Below are 24,787 nucleotides of genomic sequence, written 5' to 3' on the forward strand. Positions count from 1 at the left end.
GATGCATCGCACGATTCACGCCCGGCGCGCCCGTCTTTCGGCCGCCCTCTCGCCCGCCCTCGCCGCCCTCTTCGCCGCCGGCCTCGTCGCGAGCGGCGCGGCCTTCGCGCAGAACACCGGCGCCACCGTCACGCCGGTCGGCAACGGCACGGTCGCGACGACCGCGCTGCCGTCGTCGAACCCGAGCGCCGGCACCGCGTCCGGCACGGTGGTGCGCGGCACGGCCGGCACGATCACGCCGCCGCCCGCGAACGCGGCGCCCGGCCAGGTCGTCGTCGGCGGCAAGGTGCCCGACGAGGCGACCAAGGCCGCCGTGCTGCAGAAGCTGCGCGATACCTACGGCACGACGAACGTCGTCGACCAGATCGAGGTCGGCGACGTCGCGACGCCGCCGAACTGGAGCGCCAACGTGCAGAAGCTGCTCGGCGCGCAACTCAAGCAGATCAGCAAGGGGCAGTTGAAGATCAACGGCACGCAGATCGAGATGAAGGGCGAGGTGCACAACGAGGCGCAGCGCCAGCAGCTCGCCAGCGACATGGCGAACACGCTGAACCCGACGTACACGATCAAGAACGGGTTGCGCGTGTCGGCGTCCGAGCAGGGCGTGCTCGACCAGACGCTCGCCAATCGCACGATCGAGTTCGAGACCGGCAGCGCGACGCTGACGCCGCAGGGCCGGCTGATCCTCGACCAGATGGCGGCCGCGCTCGCGAAGATGCAGAACCGCACGGTCGACATCATCGGCCACACCGACAACTCGGGGAACCGGACGTCGAACATCGCGCTGAGCCAGGCGCGCGCGGATGCGGTGAAGGGTTACCTGATCACGAAGAACATTCCGCCGCAGCAGATGACGACGACGGGCGTCGGGCCGGATCAGCCGATCGCGCCGAACGATACGGCCGACGGGCGGGCGAGGAATCGGCGGATCGAGTTCCGGGTGGGGCAGTAAGTTTGCGGGAGGCGACTCACGATGAGCCGCCCCGGTGTGGCGGGGTGTCGGCGATAGATAATTGCGCGCCGCTGAGTGACGTCAATGCGTGGGCGGCGTCCGCTGGTAGCTTTTCGCCCATTGCTGGCTCTGCCTGCTCGCCTGCTCGACCCGTTCGGCGGTGAGATCGTCGCTCTTGCGCTGCTTATCTTCCTTCACGTAGTCGGTCTTTCCAAACACGTCCTTGTCCCGTGTCCTGAAGTACAGTGAAGGCGCGAGCACGTGATCTTGCCAACTCGTCAGCAACGTATCGTGGACGAGCATGTCGAACATCGCCATCACCTCCAACGGAAGCGGGTTCTTCCCCGAATACCCCTGCTCCCAGGCCTTGACCAGCGCAACCTCGTCCTCGTTCAGTTCGACGTGGCGCGCAAACGCAGGCGCGAGGAACAGCGGCGTATAGGTCAGCTTGTTGTTGAACGACTGCATGAAGCGGCGCTGCTGTTGGACCTCGTATTCCGGCCGCATCTTCTCCCACTTGCCGGTCATCTCCTTCGCCTCCTTGTCGAGGCGCTGCCAGACCGTCGTATAGTTGCTCGGCGGGACGTCACTCCACAGGTCGTTGTAACGCTTGTCCGCCGCCTGCTTCGCGAGCTTCAGCTTTTGAATTTCGGGCGAATCCATCCGCTGGCGGCCCATCATCGCCCAGTCGAGCTTTGCCTTGGCATCGCGCCGGTCGTAGTCGGCTTTTTCGACATCCTTGCGCCACTCGGTCGCCGGATCCGTCACTGAATGACGGAATTCCGGATCCTGATATCGCACGGCGATCCAGCGCAGGAATACCTCCGCATGCGGCAGAAAGTTCACGCCCTGCGTATCAGGGACGACCTTGCGGTACGAAGAACACGCCGATACGGATCGTTGCCCCGCACGGCAGACAATCTCCCTTCGGATAGTTGGCCGTCGCCATCCTGTCGACGGCCATTCGAACGCTCTGCGGCGTAGCATCGTCAGGATCGAGTCGAATAGCGTTTCGATCGTTAGCTCCTGCCATGGCTGTTCTCCTCACGTGGCGGCGGCAACAGCCCCGCCGGAATCGACGGCACCGCGACCGCCTGGAATCGGTTTCGCCCAAGCTCCTTCACAACCGAAGGCGACAGCGCGGCTACCGCCTTCGCGAATGCGCCCGGCTTGCCCTTGCTTGACTGAATGAGTTTCTGCGCCTCCTGGTGCGCGTCGAACCGAGGATTCACCAGAAGCGCGTAATACGCGTATTGCTCGAGGTCGCTGCGATCGGTGAAGCGGTACTTGATCCAGGCTTCCGCAACGGTTCTCGCAATCCGGCGGTGCAACTGGGCATCGTTGTCCTTGTACTTTTCGTCGAGCCGTTTGCCGTACCGTTTCGTCAGGTCACGCGACACGTCGACGATCGGCAATCGCGTACTGCCCAGCATCTCGCCGGGAAATGCCAGTTCGACATGACGATCGGGATAGAAGTGAACTTCGAGAATGCGTGAGCCGATCGAGTCCGGCTCCCTCGTCGGCGGCAATGAAACGTCCGTCTCCGCCTGTTGTTTCTTCACCTGCTCGCCCGGCCGCCAGTCGTCCGCATCGTAATACGTCCACTGAACCTTGAAATCGGTGCCCTTCAGCAAGTAGCAGCAGGCGATGCTGCCCTCCCCTGCCCCAGGTTCGAGATCACCGCCGCCGCGTGCCTTGTTGCCGAACTGGTCGGTGATCGTGAACCGAACGAGGTTGTACGGCAGGTAGTTCAGCGCCTCGGTCGAAATGCTGGTGTAGGTCGGATCCGACTTGCTGCACGCCGCCATGGACACGAACAGCAAGCCTGCCGCAGCGACTCGCAGCGCAGCGGAGAACCGTCCGCGAACGGCGTGTGTACCGCGAAGGCCTGGAACAATCGCGGGGAATTCCGGTGCAGTGTATTGCATGACCAAACGCAGGGACGACACGGATCTCGCTATTGAAGGCGTGCCGATTCAGATTAAGTTTGTCGGATTGCTCGATGCAGTTTCATCCATCATGTCGGAGGAAGCCGGCGAGCTGATAGGAATGGTGCCTTATCTGGGTATGCTCAAAACCAACTTCAAGGATCGCCCTCTCGCCATCCCGGCCAGTGTACAGCGCTGCGTTCATTTCGCCGCAGCGCAAGATCTCATCCCGGGATCGGGCAGCGGGTTGCGGGGGGCTTGGGGGCAGCCACCACCTTGTGAGGGCGACCTCGGCACGCCGCTCACCATGCGCTACGGCGCGTTCCCACGCAAACGGACAACGCCCGGCGACTGCTCGAAATCCTGGATCGACATTTCGAGCTGCGACGGCGGTCCATCCGCCACACCCAGTGAATATGCGGCGGGCACGGAATCGCATCGGCGGTTCGTGATTCGGATATGGCGACTGGTTGCGGATCAAACTTGGTCGCATCCGCCCATGTTATGCAGCTGATCGCCGTAGCGCGGAGCCCGAGAATCGGGCATTCACTGATCGGACGCCTGTTTCAAGTAATCCAGAAGAGTCATCGTTCGTTGCTCCGTCAGCGGCGATCGTCAACGGCGGCGAATCGACCAGAAACAGTGGCGTTCCGAGCACATACGCGCACACGATGAGGACCGCACCGGCGACCAGATTCTCTCCGAGAATTGCGTGGTATCACGCGGATATGAAATTTCGCTTCAAACCGCCGCGAGCATCAGGCTATTCATGAACTCAGAATAACTTTCTTCCCGGTTTTTCGTTCAAGCCTCAATGGCAAATAAACTCGAAAAAAAATCGATCGCACGTAGGCATTTCCAATGATCCAGATCGACATCGGGAACCCAACGAGCGACAAAACAACACCCAGCACATGAGGACCAATGTTCTCACCAAAAACATGGTTCGCACTCAACCCAAATGCCGCAGCAAAAGGCATCGAATAACCAACCACTGAAAGCAAGGATCCTTTCAATGGATTCCGCGAAGTCAATTGGTCAATATAGCCACCCAGCGAATTACGGAAGACCAATTTCCCACCACTTTCATAATAAATTGTATTCACAACCGATTCGCTTTTAGCGGCGCGACGAAAATCCAACAAAACCTTGAACGAGTGCCACCCAATAATAGCAAAGCATACAGCGATCACGGAAACCTTCAAAATTCCAGACATCGGAACATATGATATATAGAACAACCAAAACAATGCGATCATCAACCACGGCCCCAGGTAAAACAGCGAAACAACACCCTCAACCCAGAGCCTTCGAGGCTGCCGATTCATAACATAATGAACAAACAAAACAATCGATATGCAAAACTGAACAACCACCATCGATTTCCACAACAAATCCGCCATCACACCCAACTTGGAAAATACGTAATATATGGCGGCCACAAGCAAACCAATAGCCAACTCTATCGCAGCCAGCTTTCCATGAAAATCTATCGGCGAACCGTCATCGACTGGGTGGCCATCAACATTTGCTTCCATCATCGTCAGATAAAAATCCTCAAAAATCACCGGAAGTGAATCCTCAGGGAAGCATCATCCACTGCGACCCTGAATAATAGACACCATAATCCTTCGGCAGCTTTTCTTCGAGTGTCTTACCGGCCCTCCGCACCATGCCATCGATTTCATCCACGATAGCCTTCGGATTGTGAAATAGCAATTTCACGAATTTCTTCCCACTGGCATCGAACAAATAATCAACAAGCAAACCAACACCCAAAATCAGGACAAATCCACCTATCGCCAGAGCACCTACAGTCACTCCGGTTGCTGCGGCCATGGCAACTATGCCAGCGTTGGCCAAGCTTATTGCAGCACCAACCAATGCCGCCTTGAATGCATCCACCAACAATATTGCGATTAAATCCCTGAAATCCTGATTTGAATCCGAAAACCAGACGATCGTGTCTATACCCGCCCCAATAAAGAATGCGACCAGTGCATTCCCGGAAAAGGATCCCTTGGCTGCATTCCACGCCGCCGCTCCTGCGGATGACAATGATCCAGCCCCTCCGGCTATCGTTGCCAGCTTGGTACCGGGCTGCACTTCCCGCGCATAGCCAACCAATAAAAATCCCAGAGTTTTCCAATCTTCCGGGACGGTGGAGAATGCAAGTACCGTTTCACCGCCACGCTTGATTAAAAAAAATGATCTTTTAAAAAAATCCCTTGCCCAAGGCTCATTTCCATACCAAGCATCCCTGATATACGCACCGATATTTCCGACCTGCATCAGAAGCCAGTTCCTCGATATGACATCGTGAGGATTAGGCTTGAATTCGTAAGGTTTGTCACCCTCTTTGAAGAATCTCAGCACCCAATTTGGCTCCTCCACACCGACATTCCGCTTTACGGAAAACATGTGAACGGAGTATTTTATTTCCCGCCCGTCCGCGGAAACATTTAATGCCTCCCCCGAGAAAACATTGGGCGCACCCGCCATCGTTTTTTTAGATTGGAACGGGCTATTACTCATCAGGCCGGATGAATCACCTTTGGATTGCGCTTGGCGGGCCCGATCCAGAGCGGACATCAAGGACGGTGCCGCAGCAGCTTTTCCCAGGACTCCAGCATCCGAAATCCGGATCAGGTCCTTCGCCCACTCCTTATCGTTGTGGAGCACAATCAGAACCGGCGCTGGTTTATCCTTCGGATCATCCGTACAGCCCTTTGTGCAGTCCATTTTGGCAATCGGATAGTGCCCAAGCACCTTCTCGCCCTGCTTGAGAATCAGACTCCCCTCGAAAGTACGGCCGATCCAGATGTGGCACGGCTCCCCATCTTTGAACGTCGTCTTGCCGACATTCATCTTCCGCTTCGTGTCATAAAAGCGCCCGTTCGGTTGATCGGGGTGCGTCGTGGTGACGGTATAGGTCGCGCCGGCCTGAAGCTGGATATCGAATACCACATCCCGATGCTTGCGTAACAGCACCGTCAATTCCGTCTCGGCCGCGCACTTGACCGGCTCCCCCGGCAGATCAATACAGACGTTATGTTGAACAAGTGGCTTGCCCATTTTCACTCCCCCGTCCGTTTGAACTGACTGGCCACGAACTCGTCAAAATCGATGTTCTTCAATTCCGCCTTGCCTTCCGCGTCGAGCGCGACGCTATGCTCGGTCCCGTCCTCGGTCGTGAACTTGATCGGTTCCCCGTGCGGCACGTTGCCGTCGGCATCTACATATCGAATCCGCATGTCTGCCTTCTTGCCTTCCGCCTTGAACGTCTTATGCATGCTCGTCGGCCCGCTGAACGTGTGCTGCCCGCCCTTCACGTCGATCTTGCCCGGTGCATGAATCTCGATGTTGCCGCCCTTGATCCGGACATACGCGCCGCCGGAAGTCAGCAGAATCTCTTCCTTCGCGACGCCTTCGATCGTTGAGGTCGCCGACAGCACCTTGATCGTCTTCTGCGCGACCATCTCGACGTTGTCATTCTGCGCCTGTATCTCGACGGCACCTTTCCCAGCAAAGAGCTTCATGCCCGCATTCTGCGCAAACAAACTGAGCTTCTCCTTGACGCTCGCCACCAGCGATTTCCCGCTGGCGAGATGCGTGCTCTGCCCGCTCACGACGTTGACGTGGCGATCCGCAGCCAGGTGCATGCTTTGCTCCGACGCCATCCCGATCCCCGCCGGGCTCGCGAACAACATCACCGGTTCCGTGAACGCATTCGCGCTGCCCGTCCCGCCACCAGCGGTCCTGCCGCCCGACGTCGCCCCCGTCACGCTGTTCTGTGTCGCATCGACGAACTGCTTCAGCGCATCGTGACCGGCCCCGAGGGCTTCAGCCTGATGCATCTCGCTGACCTGCGACATCGACTCGATCAACCCTTCCGCATTGGCAAGCTGCTGCTTCGCTTCGCTCACATCGAGCGGCTGGCTGTTCGCCTGCTTCGGATGCGTCGTCACATACAGCCCCTGCCCGGCGCGCACCGCACCATACGCATCCGTACGCAGATCAAAACCCGAGCCGAGATACGTGCCGCGCGTGTTGCCGTTCTGTTCGATCAGGTAACCGAGATGAAGCAGCGAATTCGCGCTGCTGCTGAACAGGCGCGCACGGTTCTGCCCGGTCGCGTCGTCGAGCACCATCTCGTTGTGCCCCGACCCCGCGTATTCCTTCGACCGGAAACCCGACAGGATCCCGTCGCTATGCCATTGCGGCTTGGTCGCTCCGTTGTAGACGCGATGCATGACGATCGGCCGGTCGCAGTCGCCGCCGATGTAGCCGACCAGCACTTCCTCGCCGACACGCGGAATATGGACGGCCCCGTAGCCGCCGCCGGTATCCGACTGCATGACGCGCATCCAGCACGACGCGGTTTCGGTGCCCGCGTTCTGCCGGTCCCAGACGAACATGACCTTGATCCGGTTCAGCTCGTCCGTATACACCTCTTCGCCCTTCGGCCCGACGACGATGGCCGTCTCAAGCTGCATCTCGGGCTTCCGATGCTCGAACGGGCTGCGATACGGCACGGCTGCGCGTTGCGCCTCGACTTCGACGAGATAGAACCCGGCCGAACCGTCGTCATGCCCCACCTCGAAGGCCGCGGCTTCACCGTGGCCGGCTTTCACCTGCGCCAGACGGTCCTGCAGGCTGTGCGGGAAGTTCGCCTCGTGGTCCGAGATCGGCAGGTTGTTCTCGATGTACCGGGACACCTTCACGGCCGCGAATTCCCGGTCCTGAGCCGAATCGCGATCGTGCTCGGGGTGATCCTCCAGCGTGAAGCGCCGGCCCGCATCGATCGCACGCACGCCGCCCACGCCGAAAAAGCGCTTCGCGCAGGACTCCCATTGCTCAAGGCGAATCTTCGACAGGTGTTCGCCGCGATCCTGGCCCGCGTACGTATACGCACCGGTGTATTCGTAGATTTCGGTCTGGCCCGGCAGGTCGCCCTGATCGGCCTTGGTCGGCAGCGTCGTGCCGTTCGGGTTGCCGGCGGATGACGGCGACTTGTAGTCGAACGTGCGCGTGGTGTGCAGCGAACTCTGCAGGGTGCGCGACGCGGCCCATTGCGTGAAACCCGTGGTTTCGCTGCCCGTTCCCGAGCGGTCGAACCTGACGGTATTCGGGGACAGCTCGTCGACCGCATGCAGGTCGTCGGTAATCACCAGCGTGTGCGCGCTGCCGTCCCCGGCATGGCGCCAGAAGCCGAACAGCCCTTCGTCTTCCATCAGCCGATGCACGAAGTTCCAGTCGGTTTCGCTCTGGCGACAGTAGGAGCGCGACGGCAGCGGCTTCGACAGCGCGAACTGGTATCGGCCCTTGGCCTGCGGATGCGCATCGAACACGTCGGCCAAGATCGTGTCGATCGTCTGGTCCTGCCAGTACCGCATGTCGCTGCGGAACTTGAGAAAATGCATCCACGACGCGAAGGCCAGCTGGTAGCCCGACAGGCTGCCGTCCGCGCCGAGCCTGCGCGCCGTGTGGATATGACCGTTGATCGGCAGATACGATTTGTCCGCCTGCTGGATCCACAGCGTGATCGGCTTCGCGATCAGCGTCTTGAGCTCAATGTCGCTCGCGCTCGACACGAGATCGAGCTCCACGCTGAAATCGCGTCCCAGTTCGGCGTGAATCACGGCGCGGCGCGGCACCAGCGCATTGTTCGGCAGCGACGGGAGGTCGATCTTCAGCAGGCGATCCTGCTGAACCAGGCCGCCGCGGATCGCCTGGGCCAGTTCGGTCACGTTCATGCGTCAATCCCTGTTCTTGTCTGCCGCGGGCCCGCCGAGCCCGCGCTCTCAGGTGCAAGGCCCGGCGCTTACGACTGCTCGTCCGGCCGCACGCCCAGCAGCTCGCGGATATGCGACAACGACCCGTCGTCCTTCACGACGCTCTCCAGCCACTTGTGCAGCGGCATGTCGGCCCATTCGGCCGCCTTGTCGGCGAGATACGCGACCGGGCTGTGCGGCTCGGTCTGGCGGAAATAGCGCGCGACCGCACGCAACTGGTCGACGGCCTGCGCGCGGTTCTGGATGCCGGCGATCATCTGCGTCACCGGAGGGCGCGGCGCGGTCTGCTGCTGCACGTGGGTCTCCTCGGTCTGGATCGAATTGCCGAACACCGGCTCGATGCGCTCGGGTTGCGCCTGCGGCGCCGCCTGCGTGTGCGGCGCGCTACCCGTGTAGCCTTGCTCGCGCGCAAAACGCTCGGCGAGCCGGTACACGGTCTCGAACGCGTCGCGCGCCTGACGGAAGCTCGGCGCCGAATCGCCCGCGCGCTCGACGAGCCGCTCCTCGAACGCATCGAGCGCGAATTCGAACGCCTTCAGGTTCGCCAGCAACGTCGTGTAGAACGCGATCGGCGTCACGCGCCGCGACGAATCGATCTGGTCGAGCGACGGCTTGCCGCGCGCGATCTCGTCCGCGTGATCGGGGTCGCGCTTGATCGCCTGCGCGACGTGCTGCGCCACTTCCCAGTCGAGCGTGCTGAACGCGTTCGATGCACCGTCCGTCATCGGCACCGCGCGCAGCAGCTCGGCCGTGCGGCCGGAGAGCCATGCGACGTTGCCGAGCCGGTATTCGGTGTCCTCGCCTTCGGGCAGCGGGTGCACGGTGTCCCAGAACTCACGGCACAGGCCCTCGAGCAACGCATAACCGTCGGTGAGGCCGGTGAGGCCGTCCTCGAGCGCGAGCGCCTCGGTCAGCCACACGCCGAGCCGCAGGTCCTTCGTGCGCGTACGCAGCAGCACGCTTGCCTGATCGACGACGAAGCCCCAGTCGGCCTCCTTGATCTCGGTCACCCATTCGCCCTGGTCGAGCGTCGGATCGTCGTAGCGCCGCGCGTCCTGGATCGCGTCGAATTCGTTCGAAAACAGCAGGTCGTCGCCGCTGGGCGACGCGTCGCTGATCGGCGTCAGCAGCTCGGGAAGATTGATCGGCATGGTTTGGTCAGTTCATCAATGCTTGGACGTTGCGCGGCCGCGCTCATTCGACGGTGTACGCGAATTCGCCGGCCTCGTCCGCACGCACCGCGATACGCGCGATGGCTTCGCCGTCGGCGATCCGGCCGAGCACGTGGCCCGCGATCTCCGGCAGCAGCGTGCCGTTCAGGATATGGTCGACGTTGCGGGCGCCCGAGTCGACCTCGGTGCAGCGCGCAAGCACCGCCTCGACGAGCGACTCGTCCCATTCGAACGCGGCCTTGTGGTTCGCCTCGATCCGGCGGCGGATCCGTTCGAGCTTCAACTCGATGATCTCGGCCAGCACGTCGTCGGAAATCGGATAGTACGGCACGACCTTCATGCGCCCGAGAAACGCGGGCTTGAACGTCTTGTACAGCTGCGGGCGCAGCGTCTCGGCGAGCGCGTCCGGATCGGGCAGTTCCTCGGCCGGCTTGTTCAGGCACGCCTGCATCACCGCGGCCGACCCGACGTTCGACGTCAGGATGATCAGCGTGTTGCGGAAGTCGATCTCACGCCCTTCCGCATCGTCCATCGCGCCCTTGTCGAACACCTGGAAGAACATCTCGAGCACGTCGGGGTGCGCCTTCTCGACCTCGTCGAGCAGCACGACGGAATACGGGTTGCGGCGCACGGCCTCGGTCAGCACACCGCCTTCGCCATAACCGACGTAGCCGGGCGGCGAGCCTTTCAGGCCCGACACGCTGTGCGCTTCCTGGTACTCGCTCATGTTGATCGTGACCATCTTGCGTTCGCCGCCGTACAGGATGTCGGCCAGCGCAAGCGCCGTCTCGGTCTTGCCGACCCCCGACGGCCCGACGAACATGAACACGCCGCGCGGCTTGTTCGGATCCTCGAGGTTCGCGGTCGCGGTGCGCACGCGCTGCGCGATCGCGTCGAGCGCGTGATCCTGGCCGATCACGCGCGCGGTGAGCAGCGGCTGTAGGTTCAGGACGGTGTCGATCTCGTCCTTCACCATCCGGCCAAGCGGAATACCCGTCCACGCGGCGACGATCTCGGCGACGACATGGCCGTCGACCTGCAGCGGCACCATCGGCTCGCCGCCCTGCAGCGCATGCAGTGCCGCCACGCGTTCGGCGAGCTTGTCGCGGGTGGCCGGCACGTCGACCGGCTGGCCGTCTTCCGACGGGCCGCGCGCCTTGTCGAGCGTATCGCGCAGCTCGGTGATCTCGGCGACGATCGCACGCTCGGCTTCGTAGCGCGCGTCGTCCTTCGCGAGTTGTTCGAGTGCCGTGTCGCGCGCACTACGCAGTTCGGCAAGCCGCTCGTCGTGCGGCGCGCCGCCGGCTGCCTCGCGCTCCAGCGACGCGATTTCCGCGTCGATCCGCTCGATCCGCTTCTTCGTGTCGTCGATCGCGGCCGGCGTCGCGCTGTGCGCGAGCGCGACCTTCGCGCACGCGGTGTCGAGCACGCTGATCGCCTTGTCGGGCAGCTGGCGGCCACTGATGTAGCGGTGCGACAGGCGCACGGCCTCGGTGATCGCGTCGTCGAGGATCCGCACGTTGAAGTGCTTTTCCATCAGGCCCGACATCCCGCGCAGCATCGCGGCCGCGAGCGGCTCGCTCGGCTCCTCGACCTTCACGACCTGGAAGCGCCGCGCCAGCGCCGCGTCCTTCTCGAAGTACTTCTTGTATTCGCTCCACGTCGTCGCGGCGATCGTGCGCAACTCGCCGCGCGCCAGCGCCGGCTTGAGCAGGTTCGCCGCATCGTTCTGGCCGGCCTGGCCGCCCGCGCCGATGATCGTATGCGCTTCGTCGATGAACAGGATGATCGGATGCGCGCTCTTCTTCACTTCCTCGATCACGCTCTTCAGGCGGTTCTCGAACTCGCCCTTCACGCTCGCACCGGCCTGCAGCAGCCCCATGTCGAGCACGTGCAGCGCCACGCCGCGCAGCGGCGGCGGCACGTCGTCGGCCGCGATCCGCAGCGCGAGCCCCTCGACGACCGCGGTTTTGCCGACGCCGGCCTCGCCCGTCATGATCGGGTTGTTCTGGCGGCGGCGCATCAGGATGTCGATCGCCTGGCGGATCTCCGCTTCGCGGCCGATCACCGGATCGATCTTGCCGTCGCGCGCGCGCTGCGTGAGGTTGGTCGTGTACGTGTCGAGCGCGGGGGTCTTCGACGGGCCCGCCGCGGGTGCCACACCGGCCTCGCTCGCCGCCGCGCCGCCGTCGTCCGTATCGGCCTGACGCGGCTCGGCCTCGCTCGACCCGGCCACGACGTCGTCGAACTTGTGCTTCAGGTCCGTCACGTTCACTTCCGCGAACTGGGACGACATCCGCTGCGCGAACTGCGCGAGATCCGGCGCGGTCAGCAGCGCGAGCAGCAGATGCCCCGAACGGATGCGGCCGAGCTGCGAATCGAGCGACGCGATCAGCCATGCCTGCTCGAACAGCGCGATCAGGTGCACGGAAAACACCGGCGTACGCGTGTTGCCGGTCTTCAGCCGCGTCAGCTCGCGTTCGAGATCGGCACGCAGCGCATGCGGATCGACGCGGCTCGCGCGCAGCGCGAGCGGCAGGTCGCCGGCGGGCTCCTCGAGCAACGCGAGGAACAGGTGCTCCAGATCGACCTCGTAATGGCCGCGCGCCAGGCACGCGCTCGCCGCGCGCTCGGTCGCGTGCCGGCACAGCGGATTCAGTTTCGTGATCAGGGTCTTCAGAGGCGTGCTCATGGCGTCGATCTCAGGTTCGATTGCGTGTTGTTGTCGTTCGGAATCAATGAATCACGTGCAGTTCGTAGCGTGCATCGGAGCGGTCCTCGATCGCGTCGCGCGTGCAGAGGAATGCATCCCAGCCGAGCCGCGAGCCCGCCCCCAGCACGCTCGCGCCGACCTCGGTGCGCTTCAGTACGAGCTTCACCTCGTATTCGAGCGTGACGCCGGCGAGCAGCGTCAGCATCCGCTCGAGCGCGACGGCGTGCGCGCCGCCAGGCAGGAAGGCCTCGTAATCGCGCTTGGACAGCGGACCGACGACGATCCGTGCGCGCATGTCGCGCTGCCAGACGCGTTCGCCGACGAGCGCCGTCGCGCCGAGCACCGCGTTGACTTCGCCGAGCACGCTCAACTGGTCGGGCGGCACGTCGTACCACTTGCCGACGAACTGGTCGATTTTCACCGGCACGCGGAAGTAATCGGACAGCGCGCGCTGCAGGTACGCGGCCGACATCGGCCGGTGCCGCGCGGCCAGCGCGTAACCGGCGACGGCTTCGTCGAGCACGCCGCCCGGGCCGGCCGCGAGGCTGTCGCGCACCTCGTCGCTCGGTACGCCCGCGATCGCGAGCAGCAGCGGCAGATAGCGCTCGTCGCGATCGAGCTCGTAATGGAACGGCAGCCGGTATTTCTTCCACGCCGCGTAGAACAGCGCGGTCGCGCGGTTCGAGAACACGTCGAAGAACGCGCGCGCCGCATGATCGCGCCGCAGGTACTCCCGCGCGACGATCTGCTCGGTGTAATGCAGCGGCAGCGCCCCCTGGCCGCCGAGCAGCCCGAAGAACGCGGGCGTCAGCTCGACGTGGCCGAGCTCGCCGGCCGCGAGCGCGGCGGTACGCTGCTCGCCCGAATCGAGCAGCGCGCCGCCGTCGTCGAACGAGCGCACACCTTCGATCTCGCTCGGCGGAAAACCGAGCGACAGCGTATTGCGGAACTCGATGCGCTGCGCGACCACGTCGCCCTGCCGCCATGCGCCGGGCGCGTCCGACGCCTGCCGTGCGAACAGCCCTTCGAGCACGCGCACCGCCTGGAAGAATTCGAAGCGGTGCGGCTCGTCGAGCAGCGCGTCGACTACGCCAGGATCGATTCGCCGGTTCGGGGCTTGCATCGGATGATCTCCTCGCCGGTGCGCTTCGACACGACGACCAATTGAACGAAACTGTTGAGATGGACGTACAGCCCGAAGAAGCTGTCGAGCACGCGCACGAACGACGCGAGGCTCGCGCCGACGAAGTGCTCCTCGTCGATCGTGAGCCGGATCTCGATGCCGCGCACGAAGGTCGCGAACGGCTTGCCGGGCAGCCACTGCACGGCGCCGCGCTGCTCGACCCCGACGAGGCCGTCGATCTGGCGCATCGACACGGCCGTGCGCCGCAGGTCGTACAGCGTCAGCATTTCCTTCAGCGGCGCAAGGCCGTGCGCGACCAGCGACACGTGATTGAGCGCCAGATGCGACACGAGCCGCCAGTGCGCGGCGCGGCCGCGCTCGAAGCGCACGCTCTGCGTCGGGCGGCGCAGCATCGAAATGCCGCTCGTCTGCGCACCGCCCTCCTGGAACAGGTCGCCGCCTTCGAGGCCGAACGCGAGCATCGCCGGCAGATCGCGGTTCGTGCAGGTGAGGTCGAGGCTCAGCGTGTCGGTTTGCGGCGACGTCGGCTCGAAGTCGATATCGACGATCGAGATTTCGGTTTCGTAGCCGGGGCTCTTCTGCGCGACCCAGTCGTTGCGGCGCGCGAACCAGTAGTGGCCGATCCGCGCCGATTCACCATGATGCAGCGAGTAGAACGGCCGGAATTCGATCACCGACTCCTCGTGCGCCTGCTGCCTGACGAGCTTCACCGAGTCGATCGAGTACACCTCGTACGCGAACGCGCGCCGCGCCTCGGCAATCACCGGATACGACACCGCGCGATGCGTGACGCGGATCGGCTCGCCGTGCTGACGGAACAGGTTGACGATCGGCGTGCAGAACAGCCGGAAATGACTCGGCGTCAGCAGCTCGAGCAGCCGCGCGACGTGCGAATCGCTGCGCACGTCCTGCAGCACCAGATGCAGCGTCGCGCGCTGGCAGCGGCCCGACGCGCGCGTGATCGCCGCGAGGTCGAAATCGACGAAATCGAACTTGTCGGGGAACGCGAAGTATTCGGTGAGCAGGCGATACGCGGGATGCGATTTCGCCGGATAGTCGATCAGCGCGTCGTCTTCGTCGAAACCGGCCTGCGCGATCGGCAGCTTGCGCAGCGCGGTCCAGCGGCCGTTGCGTTCGGGCTCGACATACGCGCCCAGCACGTTGACGAACAGGCAGTCGGTGAGCGCGGCGACGAACGACTGCTCGCCGTGCAGGTGCGCGCGCAGCGTCGACAGCTTCAGCGCGCCGAGATCGAGCTGCGCGGCGAGCGATTCGAACGTGATCGAGATCACGCCCGTCGCGTTCGACGGCAGCACCGTCGCGCTCGGCGCGAGCGCGACCGGCGTGTAACGGGCCTCCGAAATGCGGATCGGCGCGAGCGTCACGTCGTAGGCGGTGCGAAACCGGCACTGCACGCCGCGGATCGGACGGCTCTTCAGCTCGGTGCCGCGCTCGATCACGACCGGTTCGGTCTGCTGGCCGGGCGAAGCCGGCGTGAACTGCGCGATCGAGCACGACGGGAACGGCCGCAGGTAGTGCGGATACAGCACTTCCAGCAGCGCTTCGGTGAATTCGGGGTAATCGTCGTCGAGCTTCTTGTTGATGCGCGCGCCGAGCAGCGCGAACGACTCGATCATCCGCTCGACGTGCGGATCCTCGCAATGCTCGCCGGACAGCGCGAGCCGCGCCGCGATTTTCGGATAGCGTTCGGCGAAATCTCGCGAATAGCGCCGCAAAAACGATAATTCGCGCTCGTAATACGGCAGCAATTCTTCCATCGACGACCCCGAACCTCAATATTTCCTGCCGGACCTGATCAACCACCGGGCGGTCCGGCCCGCTCGGCGGCTTGATTTACTGCATTCTCGCGGCGCGTGCGCGCGTGACCGAATACTGCAGCGTCGACGGTTGCAGCATCGCGTCGAAACTCACCGGCTCTTCGGCCGGGTGCACGACGAGCAGCGCCTGGATCGCGAAATAGAGCGCGTTGGTGGCCTGCTCGTTCAGCTCGAACGTCACCTGCACCTGCTGCAGGCGCGGCTCATGGCGCGCGATGGCCTGCTGGATCGACTTGCAGATGAACGCGCGGTCGTAGTGGCTCGCGAGGCTCAGCCCCGCGAAATCGTTCAGCCCGTAGGTCAGCACCGACTTCTGGCATTCGGGCAGCGCCGCCAGCTCGCTCTCGGTATGCGCGATACGCGTGTTGAGGATCGCCTCGACGTCGCGGGCGACCGTGTTCTTGAGCTCGTCCAGCGACAATTGCCGCATCGCTGCCGAGGCCGGCAGGTGCGGTTCGTCGTCGAACAGCTTGTCGAGAAAACTGGGTTCGAATCGTTTCATCAGCCGGCGTGCACAGCGAAAACGGCAACGGGACGCCGTGCGCCCCGTTGCCGCAACCGACCTTAGACCGCGTAGGTCTTGTCGTTCTTCGTCAGGCTCCAGGCGCCCTGCGTGTTGCCGCCCTGGTTGCCGCCGATCTTCTGCTGGGTCTGCTTCCACTGCACGGCTGCGTACTTCAGCGAGAACGTCTCGATCGGCAGGCCTTCCTCGCGGACGCTCGGCGCGATGCTCGAGATGATCACGTACTTGAGCTTGACTTCCAGATACTGCACGCGCTTGCCTTCACCGTCGGCGCGCGAGAAATGGATCGTCACTTCGTCGAACGTCGTGCCGCCCGACGCGTGCTGGTACAGCAGCGGGCTCGACGAATCGATTTCCTTCGAGAACACCATGTCGCCGTGTTCGCACCGCGTCTGCGTCAGGCCGCCGGCCGACGACGCCGTTGCCGAACGCGGCTGCACGATCGAGTGATCCCACGACTTCAGCTCAAGCCAGCCCTGATGGTCCTTGTCAGCCGACTCGCCCTTGACTGCCGGGCTACCAAATTGCAAGTGAATGTGTAACATGGCCCTTCTACTCCCCAAAGAGGTGGTTTTAACGTCCTACCCAGGCGGCCCGCCCGGGCGATTTTGCTCGCTTATGAATTTGCCGATTTGGGCAGATCAGCGACAAGTCGCAGAGAAATCGAGAGTTCGTCGAGCTGAAAGTGCGGGCGCAGGAATGCGACCGAACGATACGAGCCCGGCTTCCCCGGAATCTCCGACACTTGTATGGAAGCCTCGCGCAGCGGGAATTGCGCCTTCTGCTCCTGCGACGCGTTGTCGTCGAGCAGCACGTACTGCGAAATCCACCGGTTGAGGAATGTTTCCACGTTCTGCGCCGAGGCGAAGCTGCCGATCTTGTCCCGCATCATCGCCTTCAGGTAGTGCGCAACACGCGATACCGAGAAGATGTATTGAAGCTGGGCGGACAGGACGGCGTTCGCGTTGGCGCTGTCGGTGCTGTATTTCTTCGCTTTCTGCACCGACTGCGCGGCGAAGAACGCGGCGTAATCGGAATTCTTGCAATGGACGAGCGGGATGAAACCGAGGTCGCTCAGTTCCTTCTCGCGGCGATCGGTGATCGCGATCTCGGTCGGGCACTTCAGCGCGACTTCGCCGTCGTCCGTCTTGAACGTGTGGGTCGGCAGATCCTCGACGAGGCCGCCGCCTTCGACGCCGCGGATCGCCGCACACCAGCCGAAGTCGTCGAATGCAGCCGTCAGGCGGGCTGCAAAGGCCCACGCCGCGTTGCACCACAGGTACTTGTCGTGTTCGGTGCCGTCGACGTCCTCGACGAAGTTGAAGCGCTCCGCGGTCTGGCCGTCCTTCGGATTGAACGGCAGGCGGCCGAGGAAGCGCGGCAGCGTCAGGCCGACGTAGCGCGAATCCTCCGAGTCGCGGAACGACTTCCACTTCGCGTATTCGACCGTGTCGAATACCTTCGCGAGATCGCGCGGCTTGCCGAGGTCGGCGAACGACTCGAGGCCGAGCAGCTCCGGCGACGCCGACGCGATGAACGGCGCATGGGCAGCCGCCGCGACACGCGACATCTGCTCGATGAAGTACAGGTCTTCCGGCTGGCGCGAGATCTCGTAATCGCCGATCAGCGCACCGAACGGCGAGCCGCCGAACGTGCCGAATTCTTCTTCGTAGACTTTCTTGAACAGCGCGCTCTGGTCGAACTCGCTCGCGCCCTTGAAGTCGCGCACGAGGTCGCGCTTCGGGGCGTGCAGCGCCTTGATCTTGATCGTCTGGCCCGTGTTGCTTTCCTTGACCAGGTAGTCCATCCCGCGCCACGTGCTCTCGAGGCGCTGGAATTCCGGCGCGTGCATCACCGCGGAAAGCTGCGTGGAGATCAGGCGGTCGAGTTCCGCGACGCGCGCGTCGATCGTGGCCGACAGGTTGTCCGACACGATCACCGTGCCGTCGAGCACCTGGTGCGCGAGTTCGCCGATCAGGTCCTTCGCGCGGGCATGCTCGGAATCGGATTTCGCGACCTTGCTCTTCTCGACGATGTCGTCGAGCAGCGAAGTCCCGGCGGCGTATTCCGCGCCGCTCGCTTGGGCCGCAGCCGTTTGCTGGTTCATCTCAACACTCCGTCGTCATTCGCCGTCTTTGTCGCCGCCGGTGCCCTTCGCGAGCTCCTGCAGCTGCTGCGTGTTCTTCAGCACCTCGGACAGCAGATCCTCGAGCTTGTCGTTGCCGGCGAGCTTGTTGCGCAGGTCGGCGAGCTTCGAGCGCGCCTCGAGCAGGCGGCGCAGCGGCTCGACCTGTTCGACGACTTCGTCCGGGCTGAAATCCGACAGCGAGCGGAACTTCAGGTCGACCGCGAACTTGCCGCCTTCCGGGCTCAGGCGGTTTTCCACCTGGAACGCGGCACGCGGCTCGATCGCCTTCATCACGTCGTCGAAATTGTCGCGGTCGATGTTGACGAATTTGCGGTCGCGCAGCTTCGGCTGCTCGATTTCGGACTGGCCCGCCAGATCACCGACGACCCCGACGACGAACGGCAGTTCCTTCACCTCGATCGCATCGCCCTTCTCGACCTCGTAGGTCAGCTGGACGCGCGGCGGCCGAATTTTCTGCAAGCTTTTCTGAATGCTTTCTTTCTTGGCCATCTCGACGGCTCCCAGGTTAGTTGTGGTTATCGCGTCAGTTGCGGTTTCAGTTGCGCAGTGCGCCGAACGGATCGGCGCTGCCCTTTTGCGGCGTGGCGGGCGGCGTCGGCGTGGTGGCTGCCGCCGCTTCGGCGGCCGGTGCGGCAACGCCCTTCGGACGATGGACGACGCGGCGCGGCGGGCGCGGCTTCACGACCTTCGTTTCAGGCGGGAACAGCGCCGATTCGCCGAGCGTGTCGCGCAGCTGCTTCGCGAGCGCCTGCGCATCGGACTTCGCGTCGCCCGCGAGCGACGCATCCTGGCGCAGCTCGCCGAGCGACTGCGTCGCGATCCGCAGGCCGGCCACGGCCAGCACGCTCTTCGCCTGACGGTCGGTCGCGTCGCGCTGCAGCGCTTCCTGCGCGGCAACGATTGCCTGGCCGTAGTGGTTCTGTGCGAACTGGATTTGCGCAATGCGCGACCACGGCTCCTCGCGCGTCGGATCCGACTTCGCGAGTTGCTGGTAAAGGCCGAGCGCCTTGTCCTGGTCCCCCGCCTTCGCAACAGCGTCTGCATCGGCCAGCGACTTGTTGAACACCTCGGCAGTCGGCGGCGCGGGAGGCTGGCTCGCACAACCGGCGATCACGCCGCAAGCCACTACTACCCCAGACAGTTTTGCGAAGAGACGGTCTTTCATCGTTATTTCCACCGGCGCGTGAGTTTTAAATCGTTGAGAATCTGGTTCTTTTGCTTTGCAAGAAGCGCGCGGGTATAGTACCGATCAATTTTTCATAATTCAATCGTCGTGTGAAGAGTAATTCCTTTTAAAACCGGGCGCTACCCCCTCGAATGGCCTATCGCCGCAGGCTCGCGGCGGTTTTTCTTTCGGCCGGAATGCGCAAGTTTTACTGGTCGCACGACGCGCCGCCCGGGCGGCGGAAAAAATTTCCGGATGCCCGCCGAGACGCCGGCGCGCTTAATAGTTGAACAATGTAACGCCGGGGATTCGCAGCGATCGCGGAAATACCTGGCAGTCTTGACAGGGATAAAGGCGGCACGCCGGAAACACATGAGATCGTCCATGATTCGCTACGCGCTGCCGCTGGTTGCGTGCGCCCTGCTGGCCGGATGCGCGGCCGCCCCGCTGCTCGGCTCGGCCGCGAGCGCCGTGATGTCCGCGGCCGGCATCGGCAAGCCCGAGGTGCCCGACGCGCAAAAGCCGCCGCGCAACCTCGGCATCACGCTCGCCGCGGCGCCGAACCTGAATGCCGCGACCGACAACAAGCCGCTCGCGCTCGTCGTGCGGCTCTATACGCTGAAGGACCCGACGTCGTTCCAGCAAGCGCCGTTCGACGCCTTCACCGATCCGACCAAGGAAAAGGCCGCACTCGGCGCCGACCTGCTGAACGTACGTGAAATCACGCTGATTCCGGGCCAGCGCTATACGGCGACCGAGAAGGTTTCGCGCGAGGCGCAGGCGTTCGGCATCGTCGCACTGTTCCGCGATCCCGCACTCCAGCGATGGAAACTGACGTTCGATCCGGTGAAGTCGGAGAAATCCGGCATAATCATCGGCCTGCATAATTGCGCGATGACGGTCACCGATGGCACCGTCATTGCACCGCAGCAGGGTGCGCCGTCACAACCGCTGAATATGCTGTCTTCGGTGTCCTGCGGTTAAACATGTCGCACGAATGTCAATTAACAAGAGTTAACAATTGGCGATTTAATTCGGGCACGACCAAATCGATTACATCGCAACGCCACATTAACCGGATTTGACATGAGTTATTCGGCCAAGGTGCTGTGGGGGGAAGGGCTGTTCCTCCGGCCTCAACACTTTCAGCGACAGGACGCGTACCACGAGGCGCGCCTGTTCGAGTCCATCCAGGCGATCCAGCCGTACAACTGGGGCGTGCGCTCGGTGCGCATCGATCGCGACGCGCTCGGCAGCAACGTGCTGCGGGTCGCCGAACTCGCGCTCGTGTTTCCGGACGGTGCGCTGTATGCCGCGCCGCAGGCCGACGACCTGCCGCCGCCGATCGCGCTGGATACGCTGCCCGAGGGCATCAACGAATTCGTGTTCTATCTCGCGCTGCACCCGCTGCGCGAGAACGGCACCAATTACAGCGACGATCCGGCCGCCGGCTTCATGACGCGCTTCGTCAGCGAGCAGACGAGCGTCGCCGACAACTTCACCGATGCCGCCGAGGCGGACATCACGTTCCTGAAGACGCAGGTCAAGCTGATCGCGCACAGCGAACCGCGCGACCAGTTGCTGTCGGTGCCGCTCGTCCGCGTGCGCCGCACCGCGACCTCCGGTTTCGAGATCGACGACAGCTTCGTGCCGCCGTGCCTCGCGATCGAGGCATCGCCGATCCTGCACCAGCGGCTGCGCCAGCTCGTCGACGCGCTGCAGGCGAAGGTGAACGCGCTGTACGGTTTCCACCGCGAGCCGTCGAAGAACATCATCGAGTTCCGCTCGGGCGACATCGCATCATTCTGGCTGCTGCACACCGCGAACGCCGCATTCGCGACGCTCGCGCACCTGCACCAGCACGCGGCGCTGCATCCGGAGCGGCTGTTCCAGGAACTGCTGCGCCTCGCGGGCCAGTTGATGACGTTCTCGAAGGGTTATTCGCTCGCCGACCTGCCCGTCTACCGCCACGACGATCCGGGACCGAGTTTTGCGCGTCTCGACCTGATGCTGCGCGAGCTGCTCGACACCGTGATCTCGACGCGCTATTTCGCGATCACGCTCGACGAGGTACGTCCGTCGTTCCACCTCGGCCGCCTCGACTCCGGCAAGATCGACGACAAGACCGAGTTCTATCTGGCCGTGTCCGCGGACATGCCGAGCGTCGAGCTCGTCGATGCCGTGCCGGCCCGCTTCAAGGTCGGCGCGCCCGACGACGTCGACAAACTCGTGCTGTCGGCGATGCCCGGCGTGCGGCTGTCGTACACGCCGCAGGTGCCGCCCGCGATCCCGGTGCGGCCGGGCGCATGCTACTTCGCGCTCGATTCGCGCAGCCCGCTGTACGAGCGCATGCTGCAGGCCCAGTCCGCGATGATCTATGCGCCGACTGGCATCAATGACCTGAAATTCGAACTGATCGCGGTCACATCATGAGCTACGCGCCTTCCCTGTTCGGCGACAATGCGCCGGCACCCATGCATACCCCGGCGTCGACGGACTCCGCGTTCCAGGCGCGTTCGCTGCTCGATTTGCTGTACGACGGCTTCTTCATGCTGTTCCTGCTCAAGAACGGGCGGGAACCGGACAGCGCGAGCGAGTTCAGCACGCGGATCCAGGAGTTCCTGTCGGATTTCGAGCGCGGTGCGAAGAAGCTGAATATCGCTGCCGAGGACGTCTACGGCGCGAAATTCGCGTTCTGCGCCGCGATCGACGAGATGGTGCTGTCGTCGCAGTTCAAGATCCGGGCCGACTGGGAACGCCGGCCGCTGCAGCTCGTGCTGTTCGGCGAGCAGCTCGCGGGCGAGAAGTTCTATCAGTATCTCGAGGATTGCCGTGCGCAGGGCGCGGCGCGGCTGCAGTCGCTCGAGGTGTTTCATATGTGTCTGCTGCTCGGGTTCCAGGGCAAGTATCTGCTCGAAGGGCCGGAGAAGCTCGCTTACCTCACCGCGCGGCTGGGCGATGAGATCGCGCATATGAAAGGCAAGCGGGCGCCGTTCGCGCCGCATTGGCCGTTGCCGGATCAGATCGCGCATCGGTTGAAGCGTGAGGTGCCGGTTTGGGCGATCGGGGCGGTGTTTGCACTCGTGGCACTGCTCGGGTACCTCGGGCTCAATACTTATCTCAAGGACAAGACGCTGCAGGCGTTGGCGCCTTATTCGCAGGTGATCAAGGTGGGGCCGGAGTCGGCTAATTTGACGATTTCGTTGCCTTGAGGGGCGGGCTTCGTTCGCGTTGATGCTGCATGGAAAAAGGACCGCTCGGCGGTCCTTTTTTACTGTGGCGCGTGGCGAGCGCCTTCAGAGCAGGATGAATTCTTCGTTGTCGACGTAGAACACGAATGCGTCGAATAGTTGCGCGATACTCGGTTCGTCGACCTGGTCATGTGCGTTGATCACGATGTCCTCGATCGTCGCGCTGTTCAACGTGACACGCCAGTCGGGGTGTGGTGCGGCGGCGGGTAGCGTGGTGCCTTCGGCGTGGTCAGCGTCATCGGCGAATTCGCCCTCGGTATCGAGCGTCCACGGCGTCGGCGGCAGGCAGAGCCATCCGGAAAAATCTCCAGGGTGTTCGAGGATGTGCTGCAGCGACGCAGTGGTCGCGTAGGTGGTCGACATAGGTATTGCGGTTGAACGGAGGGAAGGCGTTGCTGGAATCGTGAGGCCACGGTGGCAAGCCGTGATTATGCCGAATCCGGGGCCCTGAGATTGCTCAGCGCGCGTTGTTGGGGGCCTGTCAGGAATTTCGTGTTTAAGGCATAACATGCTCTCAAGGAGAGTGTATGCCTTGCAAACCGAAAGCCCAGCCGGCGGCTCTGCCGGCGATTCCGGCCGAGCTGCTTGAGCGGTTCTGCAACGGTCCGATGACGGCCGAAGCCATCAATGCCGCGACACTGGCGCTCAAGAAGGCGCTGATCGAACGGGCGTTGGGCGGCGAGATGAATCATCATCTCGGCTACCCTGCCGGTGCGGCCAAACCGACCAACGCCACGAATCAGCGCAACGGCAAAGGTGCCAAGACGGTCCGATTCGCATCGAGGTGCCGCGCGACCGCGAAGGCAGCTTCGACCCCATCCTTATTCCCAAGCACGAACGGCGCTTCACGGGCTTCGACGACAAGATCGTCGCCATGTATGCCCGGGGCATGACCGTGCGCGAGATTCAGGGCTTCCTGCTGGAACAGTACGGCACCGAGGTCTCACCCGACTTCATCAGCTCGGTCACCGACGAGGTCATGGCCGAAGTAACCGCCTGGCAGGCCCGGCCGCTTGAGCCGATGTATCCGGTGGTGTTTTTCAACGCACTGCGGGTCAAGATTCGCGAAGACGCCGTCGTGCGCAACAAGGCGGTGTACCTGGCGCTGGGCGTGCTGCCCGACGGCACGCGGGAGATCCCGGGTCTGTGGATCGAGAACACCGCGGGCGCCAAGTTCTGGATGAAGGTACTCAACGATCTGGAGACTTGCGGCGTTCACGACATCTTGATCGCCGTGACCGACGGTCTGAAGGGCATGCCCGAGGCCCTGGCAGCAGTATTTCCGGCCACGACGCTGCAAACCTGCATCGTCCATTTGATCCGCAACAGCCTGGACTACGCCAGTTGGAAGGACCGCCGAGGACTGGCCGCGGCGATCAAACCGATCTATGCCGCGCCCAGCGCGGAAGCTGCTCAGGCCGAACTCGATGCGTTTGCGAATGGCCCGTGGGGCCAGAAATTCCCGACCGTCAGTAGCGCGTGGCGCAACGCCTGGGATCGCGTGATCCCGTTCTTCGCGTTTCCGCCGGGCGGGCGCAAGATCATCTACACGACGAACGCGATTGAAAAATATCAACTCGCAGCTGCGCAAGATCATCAAGACCCGTGGTCACTTCCCGACCGATGAGGCCGCCACCAAGCTCATCTGGCTGGCCTTGCGCAACATCACCGCGAATTGGGGAAGTGCCACGCATGACTGGAAGACCGCCATGAACCAATTCGCTATCCTTTACGCAGATCGATTCATCCGGCGTTCCGAGTAATTGCTCCACCCGCCTTGAACACGGAAATCCTGACACCCCCGCGCGCTCCTCCTAAACACCACTTGAAACCTGCATCCCACATCTATACTTTTTGCCGATTGAAATTTGGGCAAGATACTACGAATTCCGTGATCGCCACACTTACGAAGTCACCATCTTCTTCATCAGACTCCCTAGCCAAATAGACATAATATGGCGATCAGGTCCGAATCGAAATCGTACGCAATCATCTGCCCCCCTTTCCGAACCAATCAAAAAAAGAAGCGAAGATGACCCACCCTGCATCAATATCGAAATTTTTTACTCATCAACATACAATTCACGCCAATCGATACGTATCAACATCACCTCGCCTCAACTGAGGGACTGCACGCCCCGTCGAAAAAGAATAACC

The 24,787-nt window shown here is 62.9% G+C and carries 19 protein-coding genes and 2 pseudogenes; 6 read left to right on the top strand and 15 right to left on the bottom strand.

The features are described 5' to 3' along the window. Position 1 precedes the first annotated feature (1 nt). A complete protein-coding gene (locus tag AC0KUR_RS25730; protein WP_069706000.1) occupies positions 2-952 on the top strand; it encodes an OmpA family protein in 951 nt (316 codons plus the stop codon). Between the two features lie 81 nt (positions 953-1,033). On the opposite strand, the gene AC0KUR_RS25735 is transcribed toward AC0KUR_RS25730, so the two are convergent. Both AC0KUR_RS25735 and AC0KUR_RS25740 read right to left on the bottom strand, forming a co-directional pair. Next, positions 1,034-1,798: a hypothetical protein gene (locus AC0KUR_RS25735; protein ID WP_473376576.1), complete on the bottom strand. Its 765-nt coding sequence runs from the start codon at positions 1,796-1,798 to the stop codon at positions 1,034-1,036. 173 nt (positions 1,799-1,971) lie between these two features. Beyond that, positions 1,972-2,880, bottom strand: coding sequence for a DUF3304 domain-containing protein (locus AC0KUR_RS25740; protein WP_069706001.1), 909 nt, complete (start codon positions 2,878-2,880; stop codon positions 1,972-1,974). A gap of 4 nt (positions 2,881-2,884) precedes the next feature. Between AC0KUR_RS25740 and AC0KUR_RS25745 the strand changes: the two are divergent. Beyond that, positions 2,885-3,106, top strand: a pseudogene (locus AC0KUR_RS25745) (hypothetical protein); the annotation flags it as partial. 541 nt (positions 3,107-3,647) lie between these two features. Here AC0KUR_RS25745 and AC0KUR_RS25750 read toward each other — a convergent pair. The 12 genes from AC0KUR_RS25750 to AC0KUR_RS25805 form a co-directional block, all read right to left on the bottom strand. Then, positions 3,648-4,448, bottom strand: a complete 801-nt coding sequence (locus AC0KUR_RS25750; protein ID WP_473376577.1) for a hypothetical protein — start codon at positions 4,446-4,448, stop codon at positions 3,648-3,650. A 13-nt stretch (positions 4,449-4,461) separates the two neighbouring features. Continuing rightward, complete coding sequence (locus AC0KUR_RS25755; RefSeq protein ID WP_473376578.1) at positions 4,462-5,955, bottom strand: hypothetical protein; 1,494 nt, start codon at positions 5,953-5,955, stop codon at positions 4,462-4,464. A 2-nt stretch (positions 5,956-5,957) separates the two neighbouring features. Further along, entirely contained in the window at positions 5,958-8,636 is a 2,679-nt protein-coding gene (locus AC0KUR_RS25760; protein ID WP_473376579.1) for a type VI secretion system Vgr family protein, read from the bottom strand. 68 nt (positions 8,637-8,704) lie between these two features. After that, positions 8,705-9,826: a type VI secretion system protein TssA gene (gene tssA / locus AC0KUR_RS25765; protein WP_175027131.1), complete on the bottom strand. Its 1,122-nt coding sequence runs from the start codon at positions 9,824-9,826 to the stop codon at positions 8,705-8,707. A 43-nt stretch (positions 9,827-9,869) separates the two neighbouring features. After that, entirely contained in the window at positions 9,870-12,539 is a 2,670-nt protein-coding gene (tssH, locus tag AC0KUR_RS25770) for a type VI secretion system ATPase TssH (RefSeq protein ID WP_473376580.1), read from the bottom strand. A gap of 43 nt (positions 12,540-12,582) precedes the next feature. Next, positions 12,583-13,683, bottom strand: a complete 1,101-nt coding sequence (gene tssG, locus AC0KUR_RS25775) for a type VI secretion system baseplate subunit TssG (protein WP_034187522.1) — start codon at positions 13,681-13,683, stop codon at positions 12,583-12,585. Then, on the bottom strand, positions 13,647-15,482 hold the full coding sequence (gene tssF, locus AC0KUR_RS25780; protein WP_034187523.1) for a type VI secretion system baseplate subunit TssF: 1,836 nt from the start codon (positions 15,480-15,482) through the stop codon (positions 13,647-13,649). Before tssF ends, tssG begins: the two co-directional genes overlap by 37 nt. 76 nt (positions 15,483-15,558) lie before the next feature. Next, positions 15,559-16,044 carry a type VI secretion system baseplate subunit TssE gene (gene tssE, locus AC0KUR_RS25785; protein ID WP_034187524.1) on the bottom strand — a complete coding sequence of 162 codons (486 nt, stop codon included), beginning with the start codon at positions 16,042-16,044 and terminating at the stop codon, positions 15,559-15,561. 62 nt (positions 16,045-16,106) lie between these two features. Next, entirely contained in the window at positions 16,107-16,610 is a 504-nt protein-coding gene (locus AC0KUR_RS25790; RefSeq protein ID WP_034187525.1) for an Hcp family type VI secretion system effector, read from the bottom strand. Positions 16,611-16,681: 71 nt separating this feature from the next. After that, positions 16,682-18,172, bottom strand: a complete 1,491-nt coding sequence (tssC, locus tag AC0KUR_RS25795; protein WP_034187526.1) for a type VI secretion system contractile sheath large subunit — start codon at positions 18,170-18,172, stop codon at positions 16,682-16,684. 15 nt (positions 18,173-18,187) lie between these two features. Beyond that, positions 18,188-18,703: a type VI secretion system contractile sheath small subunit gene (gene tssB, locus AC0KUR_RS25800; protein ID WP_006484395.1), complete on the bottom strand. Its 516-nt coding sequence runs from the start codon at positions 18,701-18,703 to the stop codon at positions 18,188-18,190. Positions 18,704-18,749: 46 nt separating this feature from the next. Next, a complete protein-coding gene (locus tag AC0KUR_RS25805) occupies positions 18,750-19,379 on the bottom strand; it encodes a tetratricopeptide repeat protein (RefSeq protein WP_034187527.1) in 630 nt (209 codons plus the stop codon). Between the two features lie 372 nt (positions 19,380-19,751). Here AC0KUR_RS25805 and tssJ point away from each other — a divergent pair, with 372 nt between their 5' ends. From tssJ to icmH, 3 genes are all read left to right on the top strand, one after another. Continuing rightward, positions 19,752-20,363 carry a type VI secretion system lipoprotein TssJ gene (gene tssJ / locus AC0KUR_RS25810; RefSeq protein WP_034187528.1) on the top strand — a complete coding sequence of 204 codons (612 nt, stop codon included), beginning with the start codon at positions 19,752-19,754 and terminating at the stop codon, positions 20,361-20,363. Between the two features lie 102 nt (positions 20,364-20,465). Then, a complete protein-coding gene (gene tssK / locus AC0KUR_RS25815; RefSeq protein WP_034187529.1) occupies positions 20,466-21,812 on the top strand; it encodes a type VI secretion system baseplate subunit TssK in 1,347 nt (448 codons plus the stop codon). Next, a complete protein-coding gene (gene icmH / locus AC0KUR_RS25820; protein ID WP_034187530.1) occupies positions 21,809-22,591 on the top strand; it encodes a type IVB secretion system protein IcmH/DotU in 783 nt (260 codons plus the stop codon). Before tssK ends, icmH begins: the two co-directional genes overlap by 4 nt. Positions 22,592-22,675: 84 nt before the next feature. Here the strand turns inward: icmH and AC0KUR_RS25825 are convergent, their stop codons facing one another. Then, positions 22,676-22,993 carry a DUF7716 domain-containing protein gene (locus AC0KUR_RS25825; RefSeq protein ID WP_473376581.1) on the bottom strand — a complete coding sequence of 106 codons (318 nt, stop codon included), beginning with the start codon at positions 22,991-22,993 and terminating at the stop codon, positions 22,676-22,678. 232 nt (positions 22,994-23,225) lie between these two features. Here AC0KUR_RS25825 and AC0KUR_RS25830 point away from each other — a divergent pair. Further along, positions 23,226-24,393 (top strand): annotated as a pseudogene (locus tag AC0KUR_RS25830) (IS256 family transposase). The last annotated feature ends 394 nt before the right edge of the window (positions 24,394-24,787 follow it).

The organism is Burkholderia sp. YHN3-13, from assembly GCF_055810675.1.